Source organism: Streptomyces sp. NEAU-174 (genome assembly GCF_052665095.1).
Genome location: NZ_JBQTCE010000008.1, coordinates 131,736 through 145,335 on the forward strand (window position 1 = coordinate 131,736; position 13,600 = coordinate 145,335).

Consider the following 13,600-nt stretch of genomic DNA (forward strand, 5'->3'; position numbering starts at 1 on the left):
ACGAAACAAACTCGACCGGGCATGTTTCGTGGCTCACCGCCTCAGCCCTGGCTGACCCACTCCTGGCCGCCGCCCATCGCCACCGGCCATCGCCACCACCCATCGCCGCCAGCGCACCGTCCGAATCCCGCCGGACTTCCGGGGCCCACCCGGCCAGGATCGAGTCATGTCCTCCGGGACCACCGCATAGCGGAATCTTTAGTGCATCCCAGGCATACATCGCATCCCAGGAATACAAGGAAGAGCAGAGGAGAAGGCATGACACTCGACGGCAAGGCGGCCCTCGTCACCGGCGGCAGCCGGGGCATCGGTGAGGCCGTGGCGATCCGGCTCGCCGAGGAGGGCGCCGATGTCGCCCTGACCTACCACAGCCAGGCCGAGCGGGCGGCGGATGTCGTCGACCGCATCAAGGCGCTCGGCCGCCGCGCCTGGGCCGTGCGGGCCGACGGCGTCGACGCGCAGGCGGTGCGGGCCGCCGTGGAGGGGACCGCCGCCGAGTTCGGCCGCCTGGACATCCTGGTCAACAACGCGGGCGTCGGCGCCCTCGGCCCCATCGCCGAGCTGTCGCTGGACGATGTGGACCGGGTCCTCGCCGTGAACGTCCGGGCACCGTTCCTCCTGGCGCAGGCGGCCACCGCGCATATGGCCGACGGCGGGCGGATCATCAACATCGGCAGCTGTATGGCCGAGCGGGTCGCCTTCCCCGGGGGCAGCCTCTACGCGACCAGCAAGACCGCGCTCACCGGCCTCACCAAGGCGCTGGCCCGTGAGCTCGGCCCGCGCGGAATCACCGTCAACCTGATCCACCCCGGCCCCGTGGACACCGATATGAACCCGGCCGACGGCGAGAACGCCGCCTTCCAGAGCGGCTTCACCGCGCTCGGGCGCTACGGCCGCACCACGGAGATCGCGGCGACCGTGGCCCATCTCGCGGGCGACAGCGGCCGCTACATCACCGGGGCGTCGATCGCCGTGGACGGCGGCTTCGCCGCCTGACCCCTCCGTTCCCAGATCCAGACCCAGACCCCAGCAGACAGACAGAAACGAGCCCCGACGCCGGGGGGGGGAGGCGCCGGGGCTCGGTCTAGGGGTTGGTGGGGATCTGGTGGCTGCTGAGGTCTATTGGCCTGAGAACTCAAGCTGCTGCGTCGAAACCGGTCTGGCGGGCCATCTTCTTCAGCTCAAGCAATGCGTGCTTCTCAATCTGTCGGATCCGCTCACGCGTGAGGCCATGCTGCTTGCCGACCTCGGTCAGGGTGCGCTCCCGGCCGTCGTCGATGCCGTACCGCGCCTTGATGATGGAGGCGGTGCGGTCGTCGAGGCGGCCGATCAGGTCCTCCAGTTCCTCGCTGCGCAGCAGCGTCATCACCGACTGCTCGGGCGAGACGGCCGAGGTGTCCTCCAGCAGATCGCCGAACTGGGTCTCCCCTTCGTCGTCGACCGACATGTTCAGACTGACCGGGTCGCGGGCCCAGTCGAGCACATCCGAGACCCGCTCCATCGTGGAGCCGAGCTCCTCGGCGATCTCGGCGTGCTCCGGCTCGCGGCCGTGCTCCCGGTTGAACTCCCGCTGCACCCGGCGGATCCGGCCGAGCTCCTCGACCAGGTGGACGGGCAGCCGGATCGTACGGGACTGATCCGCGATCGAGCGCGTGATGGCCTGACGGATCCACCACGTGGCATAGGTCGAGAACTTGAAGCCCTTCGTGTAGTCGAACTTCTCCACCGCGCGCACCAGGCCCGCGTTGCCCTCCTGGATCAGGTCGAGCAGGGGCAGCCCACTGCGCGGATAGCGGCGCGCCACAGCCACGACGAGGCGCAGATTGGAGCGGATGAAGATGTCCTTGGCGCGGGCGCCTTCGGCGGCTATCGCCTCCAGCTCCTCGCGGCTCGCACCTGCGGCAGAGGTGTCCTCAACCTCCCCGTCCAGGATCTGCTGGGCGTACACCCCCGCTTCGATGGACTGAGAAAGCTCGACCTCCTTCGCCGCGTCCAGCAGCGGGGTGCGAGCGATCTCGTCGAGATACATGCCGACCAGGTCGCGATCGGCGATCTCCCCGCCTGAGGCGCGAACACTGTTGGCCCCATCAGCGCCGCCACCGGCGGCGGACTGATTACGGGCGACGGCACGGGTTGCCATGCGTGCTCCCTTACAGATGGATCGGGCGCGGACTATGGACGGACTCCGATGTCGGGTGCCCCGTCCGAAGGAAACAACGACTGGAATCAGGACAGAATTCCCATCAGGCCCCCACGTTTTTACGATCATGCAGTATCCTGTCCAGCCACACGCGGGTCAGCGCACTACCGAGACACCGGGAAGCGCAGGTCAGACCCCTTGTGCGGCGGCCTCCCACGGCTCTTCTGCCCTTCTCCCATCTGTCAAGACGAATCTCGCGGGCCGCCGGTTGCCCGTATGGCCCATCGCTCCGGGTTGCCCGGCACTCGGCAAGGGTGTGCGCTGGAAAGTGACAGGCCAGGGCGGGGACGCGGCGACGAGGAGGTTCCGCCATGAATGCCCCCACAGCCCGCACCACCCTCGTGAGCCACCGCCGCCATCCACGCCTCCCGTTCCGACCGCACCCCTCCGCCTCCTGGGGTGTCCCAGCCGTTCTCGCGGTGCTCTACGGCGGCTGGGTGATGTTCGTGACCCACAACCAGGGCTCCACCATCCCCACGGCCGCCGTCTTCGGCGTGGTCTCGGCGGCGGTGGTCGGAGCGCTCTGCTACGCCCTCGGCAGGATGACGCCAGGCCTGATGCCGGAGATCCGGGCCGTGCTCTACGGGACGGTCCTCGGCTGTGCACTCGGCTTTCTGCACTCCGTGAGCGGAGGCTCGGTGTACCGGTCAGCGGGGATCGGGCTGGGGGCGGGGCTCGCGATGGTGGGCGTGTCGTTCTACGTCTTCCACGTACGGGCGGAGCACCCCCCGGGAGTAAGCGGAACACCTCGGGAGTAAAAGGGAGTAACCCTCACCCTTCGAGGACCAGCCCTCGGGCCCGGCCGGACCCGGCCCGGCTTAGGTCGTTGGTCCCCGCACGCCTCCGTCCCCGGTCCGTTCCGGGGCCGTCCCGCCCTCCCTAGCGTGAGCTCATGACCGACGACACGAGTGGAACTCTCGACGAAGCCCTCGAGCGACTGCACGCCTCCGGCCCCGAGCGCCACGGATGGCTGAGCAATCACGCGCCGATGGCCGTGGAGGCACTGGTGCGCCACGGCCAGGGGCGCACCGTGCACCGCTGGCTGGACCGCTATCGCGACAAGCTGGAGGAGATGCCGCGCTCGTACGCCGCGATCACCGAGGAGAACTGGCGCGAGGCGCTCGGTGATCCACGCCGCCTCGCCGACTGGCCCGCCTACTTCGAACGGGAACTCGCCGACCACCCCTGGCAGGACGTGCTCACCGTGTGGTGGCCGCGGCTGCTGCCGGGCATCGCCGCCGGAGCGACCCATCCGGTGATCCGCGTCGGCCACGCCGTACGGACCCTGCTGGACGACCCGGGCACGTCGACCGCTCCCCGCACCGCCGAGCTGGCCCACGCCCTCGGCTACTGGGCCGCCCGCCACGCCCCGCTGCCGCCGCTCCGCCTGCTACCGAGCCCCGCCTCCGGGTCGGCGGCCGACGCGCTGGCCGCCGTGGAGCCGATCGCCGACCAGAGCGGTGACATCCGTGAGCGGCTGGCCCGGCTCACCGCCTTCCCCACCTGGCCGCCCACCGCCCCGCAGCCCACTGAGCCGTCCACCCCGCGGCCCAGCCGAACGACCGGCCCCGGCCCCGACGGTCTCGAAGGCTCAAACGGTCCCCACGGCCCCGACGACCCCGCCAGCCGCACCGACCGGCCCGAGGAGGCGCGCCGACGCCTGACCGAACTCGTACGGGCCGCGACGCACCGCTACGCCACTCACGGCCACGGCGAACCGATCATGCTGGTCCACGCCGCGACGGCGCCCAACGCCGTACTGCGCGCCCTGCCCGCGCTGCCGCGCGAGCTGTGGGCGCCGAGCCTGGACGCGGCATGGGCGGCGAGCGCCGCGGTCACGGCGGTGTACGCACCCGCGGAAGCGCTCCCGGCCGACCGGCTGTCGTCCGTGGACGGGGAGGGCGTCACCCCCGAGGAGGTCTTCGCCCACGCCGCCGCGCACGGCGATGAGCACGCCATCAAGCTGACCGACACCGCGCTCGATGTCGCCCGGGGTACGGACCCGATGGCCCTGGCCGCCGCACTGCACGCCTGCGCGATGATCGACCCGGTGCTCTGACCCAAGCGCCCCAGCCGGGCCGATCCGCTCAGCCACACCCCACCGAGCGCGCTCCCCCGCCCCCCTCACCCTCACCGCAAACCCCCACCCGAACTGCAAACCCACCCCCTCACCCGAACTGCAACGACCGCTTCGCCAGCCCCATCCAGAACCCGTCGATCACACTCCGCTGGCTGCGCAGCTCCGCCTCCGCCGCGCCCAGCGTGACGAACAACGGCGCGAAGTGTTCGGTGCGCGGATGGGCGAGCCCCGCCGCGGGGGCCGTGTGCTCGAAGTCCAGCAGCGCGTCGATGTCCCGCGCGTCCAGGGCCCGCTGCCCCCAGTCGTCGAACTCGGCCGACCAACTGGGCGGCATCGGGCCCGCATGCCGCAGCGCGGCCAGGTTGTGGGTGAAGAAGCCGCTGCCGACGATCAGGACGCCCTCGTCCCGCAGCGGCGCCAGCTTTCGGCCGATCTCCATCAGCTTCCGCGGGTCGAGGGTCGGCATCGAGACCTGGAGAACCGGGATGTCGGCCTCCGGATACATCTCGACCAGGGGCACATACGCCCCGTGGTCCAGCCCCCGGTCGGGGATGTCCTGCACCGGGGTACCCGCCGTGCGCAGCGTCTTGCGGATCCGCTCGGCGAGTTCGGGAGCGCCCGGCGCGGCGTACCGCACCTGGTAATAGTGCTGAGGGAAACCCCAGAAGTCATAGACCAGAGGCACCTGTTGGGTGGCGCCGATCGCCAGGGGCGCCTCTTCCCAGTGAGCGGAGATCATGAGAATGGCGTGGGGCCGGGGCAGGCCGGCGGCCCAGGCGGCGAGCTGCCCCGGCCAGACCGGATCGTCGGCGAGCGGCGGAGCACCATGGCTGAGGTAGAGCGCGGGCATGCGCCCGTCGAGCGCGGACATGAGGACTCCTCGTCAGTCGACAGAAGCTCGCCAGGATGCTTGAAGTCTCAAGCATGTATTTATCACTGTAGCGCACAGTTATTTAAGATTCAAAGAGAATTCCCTAGAATGGACGCGTGGACGACGCCATGAAAACCCCCTCAGACGCCGACGAGCCGCGTTGGCTGACCGAAGACGAACAGCGCAGCTGGCAGGCGTATGTCCAGGCGAGCATGCTCCTGGAGGACCACCTCGACCGCCAGTTGCAGCGTGACGCGGGCATGCCCCACGTCTACTACGGCCTGCTGGTGAAGCTCTCCTGGGCACCGCGCCACCGGATGCGGATGACCGAACTGGCCGAGGCCGCCAAGATCACCCGCTCCCGGCTGTCCCACGCCGTCGCGCGCATGGAGAAGGACGGCTGGGTCCGGCGCGAGGACTGCCCCGACGACAAGCGCGGACAGAACGCGGTCCTGACCGACAAGGGACTCAAGGTGCTACAGGACACCGCCCCCGGCCATGTCACCGCCGTACGGACGGCCATCTTCGACCGGCTCACCCCCGAGCAGGTCGAGCAGTTCGGCACCGTATGCCGGATCATCGCCGACGGCCTCCAGCCGGCCGGAGCCGACCTCCCCTGGCTGCGCTGACGCTCCGAGACACCACACGAAGGCCCCGCTCCTCCTCGAGTCCCGAGGAGGAGCGGGGCCTTCACCTCACGTCAGACCGCCTACCGACAGTCCGGCAAACCGACGTCAGACCGCCCACCGACAGTCCGGCGAACGGGTCTCAGCGCATCAGTGCGCCATCACCGGAACGACGTCCTCCGCCGCACCGTCACCGGAGCCCGCGACCGCGCCGTCGCCCTTCGGCTGTCCGGCGTTGACGAAGGTGATGGCGATGACCGCGGCCAGCACCAGGATGCCGACCGCCCACCAGATGGCGGCGGTGTAGCCGTGCACCATCGACTGGAGCTGAAGCGCCGTACGGGAAGGGGCCCCCGCCGCATGCGACTTCGCGTACTCGGTGGTGGCGCTCGCCGCGATCGTGTTCAGCAGCGCGGTGCCGATGGCGCCGCCGACCTGCTGCGAGGTGTTGACCATCGCCGAGGCGACACCCGCGTCACGCGGCTCGACACCATGCGTGGCCAGGCTCATCGCCGGCATGAAGGCGGTACCCATGCCGAGGCCGAGCAGCAGGAAACCGGGCAGGATCAGCGCCGGGTACGAGGTGTCCAGGTCGATCTGGGTCAGCAGCAGCATGCCGACCGAGGCGACCAGGAAGCCCGGACCCATCAGCAGCCGCGCCGGGACGCGGGTCATCAGCCGGGCGCCGATCTGCGTCGAGCCGGTGATCATGCCCGCGACCATCGGCAGGAAGGCGAAGCCGGTCTTGACCGGGCTGTACCCCTTGACGACCTGCATGTAGTAGGTGAGGAAGAGGAACAGGCCGAACATGCCGATGATGGCGAGGGCCAGCGAGGCGTAGACACCGCCGCGGTTGCGGTCGGCGACCACACGCAGCGGCAGCAGCGGCGCCTTCACCCGCGACTCGACGACCACGAAGGCGAGCAGCAGCACGGCCGCGGCGACGAACAGACCGATGGTCGGGCCCGCGGACCAGCCGTCGGCCTCGGCGCGGGTGAAGCCGTAGACCAGCGAGACCAGACCGGTGGTGGCCAGGATCACGCCGGGGACGTCCAGCCGGGACGAGTTGTGGCTCTCCACCGGCTCGCGGATCACGGCGACCGCGCCGATCGCGGCGATGATGGCGAACGGGATGTTCACGAAGAAGGTCCAGCGCCAGTCCATGTACTCGGTGAGCACACCACCGAGGATCAGACCGACGGCGCCGCCACCACCGGCGATGGCACCGAAGACACCGAACGCCTTGGCGCGCTCCTTGGCGTCGGTGAACATCACCGCGAGCAGCGAGAGCGCGGAGGGGGCGAGCAGCGCGCCGAACACACCCTGGAGGGCGCGCGCGCCCAGCAGCATGGGGGTGTTCAGCGCGGCACCGCCTACGGCCGAGGCGGCGGCGAAGCCGATCAGACCGACGATGAAGGTCTGCTTGCGTCCCCACAGGTCGGCGATCCGGCCGCCGAACAGCAGCAGTCCGCCGAAGGCGAGGGCGTAGGCGGTGATGACCCACTGCCGGTTGCCGTCGGAGATGCCGAGATCGGCCTGGGCGCTGGGCAGCGCGATGTTCACGATGGTCGCGTCGAGCACGACCATCAGCTGGGCGAGGGCGATGAATATCAGCGCTTTCCAGCGCCGGGGATCGACGAACTGAGCCGTTTCAGGCATGGATGGGCCTACCTAGCGGTGCGGAGAGTGAGAAATAGGACGTAAGGGGCCGGTCAGGGTCAGACCGGCACAGGCCATTGGGTAAGAGGTAGCGAGAGGCGACGACGCACGTAAGGAAGACGTGTGAACGTGCGCGGAATAAGCGGTGCTCCGGGATCGGCCGGATGCGATCTATGTCACGTCACGGCCGGTGTTGCAGATCCTCCAAGGTCACGGACTTTCCGGGTAGTTCCGAGCGCGCCGGGGTGTGCAGACCGTCCAGGAACAGTTGCAGATGCCGGTGCACAAAGGGCTCGAAGTCCACACAGGCGCTGCCGGGCAGCGGCCGGGTGAGCTGGTTGAGCGCGACCATCAGGTCACCGACGCCGATGTCGGTGCGCAGTTTGCCGTCGGCTTTCGCGGCCCCCATCAGGGCTTCGACACCGTCCGCCAGACGGTCGCGGGTGGCGATGAGATCAGGGTGCTCCTTGTCGAGGCCGTCGGAGAGCAGCAGGCACAGCGCGCCGATGTGCTCGTCCGCCGCGGCGTGGACGAAGCGCCGCAGCGCCGAGAAGGTGTCGTCCTCCTCGGCCAGGGCGGATTCGGCCTGGTCGGCGACACGGGACATCACCGAGAGCGCCACATGGTGGATCAGCTCACGGCGGTCCGTGAAGTGCCGGTAGATCGTGGCATTGCCGACCCCCGCCCGTCGAGCGATTTCATCGAGGGGGATGTGTGCCCCGCACTCGACGATCACCTCTCGGGCGGCCGCGACAATGCGCTCACGGTTACGCAGGGCATCCGCGCGCAGCCGGGGCTGTGCGGACTTCGCGGTCGTCGTGTCGGCGGCCATCACAGCACTCCCTTCTGCGCGTACGGCTTCCACGCGTACGCTTCTCGGTGGCCGGTGCTCCGGCGGCTTGGCGGCGGCGCCGCGCCCCGGTCGGCCTTGACGTTCGGGCTTCAACTTTTCCGGGGAGTGAGTCCCCGTTTATGCGTTCACTCGGTTAAACGGGGAATGAGTCCCCGGAATTTCTGCGTCCGCACGTGACCTGCCTCACACCTGCCCGGCACCCCCCACCACCCGGTCGGAGCAGCTCATTCCGCCGTTCGGCCGCACCCCACGGGCGCCCCGGTCCGCGCCGTCACACCGTGGTCGGCAATGGACCAGACGCATGGGACCGCCCGCCCCCGCATACGAATACGCCGCCCCCGCAGAGGCAGCGCGTTCGCCACCGCCGCCGTGCTCACGGTGGCGGTGGTCGCCCCGGCGGCGGCCCCGCGTCCCGCGCCCCCCGCACCCCCCGAGCTGGCCCCGGCGCCCTCCGCTCGCCCGGCCTTCGGCTCGCTCGCGCCCTGCGCCCTCGCCTCAGGACCGGGGCTCCAGATGGCCGACGGCATACCCACCGGCCGCGGCTACAGCCGCAGCACCGGCACCGTCCACGCCCTCAACCTCATGATCGACTTCCCCGATGTCCGCGGCCAGGGCACCGCCCGCCAGCGCTTCGAGGAGTTCTTCCCGCAGACCTCCCGGTGGTTCGCGCAGAGCTCGTACGGACGGCTGGACTACCGCCCCGAGATGCCGATCGCCCACTGGCTGCGGATGCCGCGCCCGTTCCGCGCCTACGGCATCAAGCGCGGCAGCCCCTTCGACCCGGGCTATCGCAAACTCGTCGCCGACATCGCCAAGTCCGCCGACCCCAAGGTCGACTTCCGCCGCTACGACCTGGTGAACGTCCTGGTCACCCCGAACGCCGGACCGCCGGCCGCGCATGCCGTGCTGTCCGTCACCTACGCCGACAACCAGCACGCCCCGGCCGCCGACGGCGTACCGCTGGCCAATGTCTCCTTCGTCTACAGCCGCCAGGACGACGGCTCCGGCTCGCTGCGCCGCACCGGCTTCCGCGTCCTGCCCCATGAGAACGGCCATGTCTTCGGGCTGCCCGACCTCTATACCCACGGCGGCGGCGACAAGGCGGGCCACTGGGATGTGATGTCCGAGGACTGGGGCCCCGGCAACGACCTGCTGGCCTGGCACAAGTGGAAGCTGGGCTGGCTCGGCCCGCGGCAGATCGCGTGCGCGGCCCGGTCCGGGGTCTTCGCCCACACCCTGTCCCCGCTGAGCCGCGCGGAGGGGACCAAGCTGGTCTTCGTCCCCGTCTCGCCGTCCACCGGATACGCCATCGAGGCGCGGGCGACCGGCGGCAACGACGAGGCCATATGCAAGCCCGGGGTCCTGATCTCCTGGGTGAACACCGGTGTCGACTCCGGCGGCGGCCCCGTCACCATCGTGGACTCCACCCCCCACGGCCGCGGCTGCACCCGGGAGCGCAATGTCCACCCCGGGCTCAGCGACGCGGCCTACGCGCCCGGCGAGACCTTCGACGCCGCGGCGAACGGCATACGGATACGGGTCCGGGTCACCGGCCGGGACGCGGCCGGCGACTACGGCGTGGAGATCACGCGTCGTGCCAGTGGCGGCGCCCGAGGCTGATCAGCAGCAGCTGTTTGCGTGCCGTGGCGGCCACCCGCCGCTCGTCCGCGGCCTCGGGGTGATCGGCCTGCGCCTCCAGGAACGCCGTCGCCGTCATCACCATGTGGTCCACATACAGCTCCGCAAGCATCCGGACATCTTCCGGTGGCCAGGATTCCGCCGGGAGCCGGGGACAGAAGGCGGTGGCCACCTCATCGGCGAACCGGTCCAGCTCGGCGGCTATGGCCTGGCGCACCGGGCGCACCCCGCCATGCCGCTCACGTGCGATGAAGCGGATATGCGCGGGGTAGCGGCGGACATGGTCGGCGACCGCGTCGACGGTGGCCTCGATCCGCTCCTCGTCACCGTCCTGACCGGCGAGGATCGCGTTGATCATGTGGTGCAGGCTGCCCAGGCTCTCCTCGACCAGCGCGACGCCGAGATCGCTCAGATCCCGGAAGTGCCGGTAGAACGCGGCCGGTGCCACCCCCACCGCCCGCGTGACCTCGCGCAGCCCCAGACTGCTCAGGCTCTGGTCCTCCAGGAGCCGCAACGCGGCGTCCATCAACGCGCGCCGCGTCTTCTCCTTCTGGGCCTGCCGGACCCCGGACGTGTGACTCATATCATTCAGTAAACAGCCGTTCGCTGAATTTTTCCAGGGTTCGGCGGGGTACTCTAGAACTCAGTGAACAGTTGTGATTCCAACTGTTCACCGAACAACTACCATCCGCACGCCAACCGCATCCGGATCGTCACTTCGAGAGAGGCACCCATGCTCTTCATCGTCGCGGCACTCGCCCTGATGGGGGTTCTTCTGGGGGCGGCGGCGCACACTCCGCTCCCCCTGTTCCTCGCCGCCGCGGGCGCCATCGGCGCCTGGCTGCTGATCTTCTTCATCCGCGAACGCACCGGGCACAAGGGGAGCTGAGACCCATGGCACTCACCGCACCGTCCCGCACCTCACCGGTCCGGGCGCGCCAGGACGCCGATGGCATGGCCGTCGCCTCCTTCGTGCTCGGCCTGATCGGTCTGCTGCTGTTCAACGCGGTCTTCGGGCCCTGCGCGATCGTCCTGGGGACGCTCGCGATCGCCCGGAACACCCGCCGCAGGGGCCGGGCGCTGCTCGGACTCACCCTCGGCATCGCCGATGTGGTCCTGCTGATCGTCCTGCTGACGGTGAATCAGTCCGTCTTCTGGCAGTTCGGCGGCTGACCGGCCCGGCGGTCCACCGGCGGCACACCGCCGGAGGTCCATCGCAGCACACCTCCCCGCACGGCCCTTCCACTCAGTGGAAGGGCCGTTGCCCGTGCGTGACGGGCGTCACCACGCTGGCACGCATGACCGCCTTCGCGAAAAACCAGTGGTACGTCGCCGCCTACGGCCGCGAAATCGGCCGCGAGCTGCTGGGGCGCACCATCCTCGACGAACCCATCGCCTTCTACCGCGCCGAGTCCGACGACAAGGTCATCGCGCTCGCCGACCGCTGTGTGCACCGCCGCTATCCGCTCACCGCCGGCCGTCTCGACGGCGACACGGTCGTCTGCGGCTACCACGGCTTCACCTACGACACCGGCGGCACCTGTGTGTTCGTACCGGGCCAGAAGCGCGTCCCGCGCACCGCCCGGGTCCGCTCCTACCCCGTCGTCGAGCGGGACTCACTGGTGTGGGTGTGGATCGGGGACCCGGCGCTCGCCGACCCCGGCGCGGTGCCGCGCGCCCCCTGGCTGGCCGATCCGCGCTGGACGACGGTCGGCGGCATGGAGCCGATCGACGCCGACTACGGCCTGCTCGTGGACAATCTGCTGGACCTCTCCCACGAGACGTATCTGCACGGCGGCTACATCGGCACCCCCGAGGTCGCCGAGACCCCGATCACCACGGAGGTCGACGAGGGCGCGGGCGTCGTCCGGGTCAGCCGCCACATGGACGACGCCGAGTGCCCGCCCTTCTACGCCCGCTCCACCGGCATCGAGGGCCGCATCACCCGCTGGCAGGACATCGAGTACCACGCGCCCTGTCTGTATCTGCTGCACAGCCGGATCGCCCCGGTGGGAGTGCTGCCGGAGCCGGACGGCTCCGATCCCAACGCCTTCCATGTGGAGATCACCTACGCCATCACCCCGTCCACCGACCGCCATGTGTACGACTTCTGGGCCGTCTCACGGGACTTCGCGCAGGACGACGAGGAAGTCTCCACCTTCCTCCACGACCTCAACCGGACCGTGGTGCTCCAGGACGTGGCGGCGCTGAACGTGCTCCAGAAGGCGCTGGACACCGAGCGCGCGGGCTATCAGGAGCTCAGCATCAACATCGACACCGGCGGACTGGCCGCGCGCCGCATCCTCGCCCGCCTCGCCGCCGAAGGGGAGAAGACCGCGCCCGTGGTGGCATCCCCGTGAGCGGCACGCCTACGGCGGAGGTGTACCGGATCGACTGGCTGCCCGGCACCGATGTGCTGCACGGGGTCTGCCACTGCGGCGCCGAGCGCACCGCGGAGGACCCGGTCGAGCTGTGGCAGTGGATGCTCGCCCACCCCACCGGGCACCATCCCGCCGATCACGTCGAGGACGACCCCAACGGCCACCGTAAGGAGCCCCGTTCATGAACCCCGGCGGCGAGTACGAGGACACCCTGCTGGTGGCCCGCAGGGAGGAGGTGGCCTCGGACGTGGTGGCGCTGACGCTGCGCCATCCGGCGGGCCGTGACCTCCCCGCCTGGGAGCCCGGCGCCCATCTCGACCTCGTCCTCGACGCGGGCCAGATCCGGCAGTACTCGCTGTGCGGCGACCCCGCCGACCGCGCCTCCTGGCGGATCGCGGTGCTCCGCGCCCCCGCCGGGCGCGGCGGCTCCGCCCGGGTGCACGACACCCTCACCGAGGGCAGTACGGTGCGGGTACGCGGGCCGCGCAACCACTTCGCACTGCGCCCGGCGGCCCGCTATCTGTTCATCGCAGGCGGCATCGGCATCACACCCCTCCTCCCCATGACGGCCGCCGCCGAAGCCGCGGGCGCCGACTGGCGGCTGCTCTACGGCGGGCGCACCCGTGCCTCGATGGCCTTCGCGGACGAGCTCGCCGCCGCCTACGGCGACAAGGTGCGCCTGGTGCCGCAGGACGAGGAGGGGTTGCTCGACCTCGCGCCGTACCTCACCGCGCCGCATCCCACCGCGCCGCATCTCACCGCGCCGCATCCCACCGCGCCGGCCGGTCCCGGCACGCTGGTCTACTGCTGCGGCCCCGAACCGCTGCTCCAGGCCGCCGAGGAGGCGTGCCGCGACTGGCCCGAGGGGTCCCTGCGCACCGAGCGCTTCCAGCCCCGTACGGACGACGCGGGCGCCGAATCGGACAGCCGGGCCTTCGAGTTGGTGCTCACCCGCTCCGGGCTGACGCTCACCGTGGAGCCGGAGCGCAGCGTGCTGCGCACGGTCGAGGCGGCGGGCGTACCGGTTTTGTACTCGTGCGAAGAGGGCACCTGTGGGACGTGTGAGACGGACGTCGTCGAGGGGGAGGTGGAGCACCACGACTCCGTGCTCACCGACGAGGAGCGGGCCTCGGGCGAGACGATGATGATCTGTGTCTCACGCTGCCGTGGTCCGCGCTTGGTGCTGGACCTGTGATTCCGCCCTGAACGGCTGTATGAGCCCCTCGATGTGAGGTCCGGAACGACCCCACCCACTGGACAAACAGGTTGGTTAGGCTAACCTAACTACGTCC

General features: G+C 70.2%; 15 protein-coding genes. 10 read left to right on the top strand and 5 right to left on the bottom strand.

Going from position 1 to position 13,600, the window contains the following annotated elements:
- Positions 1-258: 258 nt before the first annotated feature.
- Positions 259-996 (top strand): SDR family NAD(P)-dependent oxidoreductase, encoded by a 738-nt coding sequence (locus ACT2CW_RS23860; protein ID WP_445518205.1) that lies wholly within the window; start codon positions 259-261, stop codon positions 994-996.
- Between the two features lie 139 nt (positions 997-1,135).
- Here the strand turns inward: ACT2CW_RS23860 and ACT2CW_RS23865 are convergent, their stop codons facing one another.
- A complete protein-coding gene (locus ACT2CW_RS23865) occupies positions 1,136-2,140 on the bottom strand; it encodes a sigma-70 family RNA polymerase sigma factor (RefSeq protein ID WP_086884571.1) in 1,005 nt (334 codons plus the stop codon).
- A 371-nt stretch (positions 2,141-2,511) separates the two neighbouring features.
- Between ACT2CW_RS23865 and ACT2CW_RS23870 the strand changes: the two genes are divergently transcribed.
- Both ACT2CW_RS23870 and ACT2CW_RS23875 read left to right on the top strand, forming a co-directional pair.
- Complete coding sequence (locus ACT2CW_RS23870) at positions 2,512-2,958, top strand: hypothetical protein (protein ID WP_445518206.1); 447 nt, start codon at positions 2,512-2,514, stop codon at positions 2,956-2,958.
- Positions 2,959-3,092: 134 nt separating this feature from the next.
- Positions 3,093-4,259, top strand: a complete 1,167-nt coding sequence (locus ACT2CW_RS23875; protein WP_445518207.1) for a questin oxidase family protein — start codon at positions 3,093-3,095, stop codon at positions 4,257-4,259.
- A 109-nt stretch (positions 4,260-4,368) separates the two neighbouring features.
- On the opposite strand, the gene ACT2CW_RS23880 is transcribed toward ACT2CW_RS23875, so the two are convergent.
- The gene (locus tag ACT2CW_RS23880) at positions 4,369-5,151 is read right to left on the bottom strand and encodes a dioxygenase family protein (RefSeq protein ID WP_445518208.1); all 783 of its coding nucleotides are present in this window, start codon (positions 5,149-5,151) and stop codon (positions 4,369-4,371) included.
- Positions 5,152-5,279: 128 nt separating this feature from the next.
- Here ACT2CW_RS23880 and ACT2CW_RS23885 point away from each other — a divergent pair, with 128 nt between their 5' ends.
- On the top strand, positions 5,280-5,780 hold the full coding sequence (locus ACT2CW_RS23885; RefSeq protein WP_414082132.1) for a MarR family winged helix-turn-helix transcriptional regulator: 501 nt from the start codon (positions 5,280-5,282) through the stop codon (positions 5,778-5,780).
- A 147-nt stretch (positions 5,781-5,927) separates the two neighbouring features.
- Here ACT2CW_RS23885 and ACT2CW_RS23890 read toward each other — a convergent pair whose 3' ends face one another.
- Together ACT2CW_RS23890 and ACT2CW_RS23895 are read right to left on the bottom strand one after the other, a co-directional pair.
- The gene (locus ACT2CW_RS23890; RefSeq protein ID WP_445518209.1) at positions 5,928-7,436 is read right to left on the bottom strand and encodes an MFS transporter; all 1,509 of its coding nucleotides are present in this window, start codon (positions 7,434-7,436) and stop codon (positions 5,928-5,930) included.
- Positions 7,437-7,617: 181 nt separating this feature from the next.
- Positions 7,618-8,268, bottom strand: coding sequence for a TetR/AcrR family transcriptional regulator (locus ACT2CW_RS23895; protein ID WP_445518210.1), 651 nt, complete (start codon positions 8,266-8,268; stop codon positions 7,618-7,620).
- A gap of 309 nt (positions 8,269-8,577) precedes the next feature.
- Here ACT2CW_RS23895 and ACT2CW_RS23900 point away from each other — a divergent pair, with 309 nt between their 5' ends.
- Complete coding sequence (locus ACT2CW_RS23900) at positions 8,578-9,909, top strand: M6 family metalloprotease domain-containing protein (protein WP_445518211.1); 1,332 nt, start codon at positions 8,578-8,580, stop codon at positions 9,907-9,909.
- Here the strand turns inward: ACT2CW_RS23900 and ACT2CW_RS23905 are convergent.
- A complete protein-coding gene (locus ACT2CW_RS23905) occupies positions 9,875-10,510 on the bottom strand; it encodes a TetR family transcriptional regulator (protein WP_164432366.1) in 636 nt (211 codons plus the stop codon). The genes ACT2CW_RS23900 and ACT2CW_RS23905 overlap by 35 nt on opposite strands.
- Positions 10,511-10,660: 150 nt before the next feature.
- Between ACT2CW_RS23905 and ACT2CW_RS23910 the strand changes: the two genes are divergently transcribed.
- The 5 genes from ACT2CW_RS23910 (at position 10,661) to ACT2CW_RS23930 (ending at position 13,503) form a co-directional block, all read left to right on the top strand.
- On the top strand, positions 10,661-10,816 hold the full coding sequence (locus ACT2CW_RS23910) for a hypothetical protein (protein WP_014054348.1): 156 nt from the start codon (positions 10,661-10,663) through the stop codon (positions 10,814-10,816).
- 5 nt (positions 10,817-10,821) lie between these two features.
- Positions 10,822-11,100, top strand: a complete 279-nt coding sequence (locus ACT2CW_RS23915; protein ID WP_164432364.1) for a DUF4190 domain-containing protein — start codon at positions 10,822-10,824, stop codon at positions 11,098-11,100.
- A gap of 125 nt (positions 11,101-11,225) precedes the next feature.
- Entirely contained in the window at positions 11,226-12,287 is a 1,062-nt protein-coding gene (locus ACT2CW_RS23920) for an aromatic ring-hydroxylating dioxygenase subunit alpha (protein WP_164432362.1), read from the top strand.
- Positions 12,284-12,493, top strand: coding sequence for a hypothetical protein (locus ACT2CW_RS23925; RefSeq protein WP_445518212.1), 210 nt, complete (start codon positions 12,284-12,286; stop codon positions 12,491-12,493). The genes ACT2CW_RS23920 and ACT2CW_RS23925 overlap by 4 nt, the downstream gene beginning before the upstream one ends.
- Positions 12,490-13,503 (top strand): PDR/VanB family oxidoreductase, encoded by a 1,014-nt coding sequence (locus ACT2CW_RS23930; protein WP_445518213.1) that lies wholly within the window; start codon positions 12,490-12,492, stop codon positions 13,501-13,503. The genes ACT2CW_RS23925 and ACT2CW_RS23930 overlap by 4 nt, the downstream gene beginning before the upstream one ends.
- Positions 13,504-13,600 lie beyond the last annotated feature (97 nt).

What these genes read in the sequence shown, in the direction of transcription:
- ACT2CW_RS23870 (WP_445518206.1), top strand. Translation starts at nt 2,512, where the DNA reads ATGAATGCCCCCACAGCCCGCACCACCCTCGTGAGCCACCGCCGCCAT.
- ACT2CW_RS23920 (WP_164432362.1), top strand. Translation starts at nt 11,226, where the DNA reads ATGACCGCCTTCGCGAAAAACCAGTGGTACGTCGCCGCCTACGGCCGC.
- ACT2CW_RS23885 (WP_414082132.1), top strand. Translation starts at nt 5,280, where the DNA reads ATGAAAACCCCCTCAGACGCCGACGAGCCGCGTTGGCTGACCGAAGAC.
- ACT2CW_RS23900 (WP_445518211.1), top strand. Translation starts at nt 8,578, where the DNA reads ATGGACCAGACGCATGGGACCGCCCGCCCCCGCATACGAATACGCCGC.
- ACT2CW_RS23880 (WP_445518208.1), bottom strand. Translation starts at nt 5,151, where the DNA reads ATGTCCGCGCTCGACGGGCGCATGCCCGCGCTCTACCTCAGCCATGGT.
- ACT2CW_RS23895 (WP_445518210.1), bottom strand. Translation starts at nt 8,268, where the DNA reads ATGGCCGCCGACACGACGACCGCGAAGTCCGCACAGCCCCGGCTGCGC.
- ACT2CW_RS23865 (WP_086884571.1), bottom strand. Translation starts at nt 2,140, where the DNA reads ATGGCAACCCGTGCCGTCGCCCGTAATCAGTCCGCCGCCGGTGGCGGC.
- ACT2CW_RS23915 (WP_164432364.1), top strand. Translation starts at nt 10,822, where the DNA reads ATGGCACTCACCGCACCGTCCCGCACCTCACCGGTCCGGGCGCGCCAG.
- ACT2CW_RS23890 (WP_445518209.1), bottom strand. Translation starts at nt 7,436, where the DNA reads ATGCCTGAAACGGCTCAGTTCGTCGATCCCCGGCGCTGGAAAGCGCTG.
- ACT2CW_RS23860 (WP_445518205.1), top strand. Translation starts at nt 259, where the DNA reads ATGACACTCGACGGCAAGGCGGCCCTCGTCACCGGCGGCAGCCGGGGC.
- ACT2CW_RS23875 (WP_445518207.1), top strand. Translation starts at nt 3,093, where the DNA reads ATGACCGACGACACGAGTGGAACTCTCGACGAAGCCCTCGAGCGACTG.
- ACT2CW_RS23910 (WP_014054348.1), top strand. Translation starts at nt 10,661, where the DNA reads ATGCTCTTCATCGTCGCGGCACTCGCCCTGATGGGGGTTCTTCTGGGG.
- ACT2CW_RS23905 (WP_164432366.1), bottom strand. Translation starts at nt 10,510, where the DNA reads ATGAGTCACACGTCCGGGGTCCGGCAGGCCCAGAAGGAGAAGACGCGG.
- ACT2CW_RS23930 (WP_445518213.1), top strand. Translation starts at nt 12,490, where the DNA reads ATGAACCCCGGCGGCGAGTACGAGGACACCCTGCTGGTGGCCCGCAGG.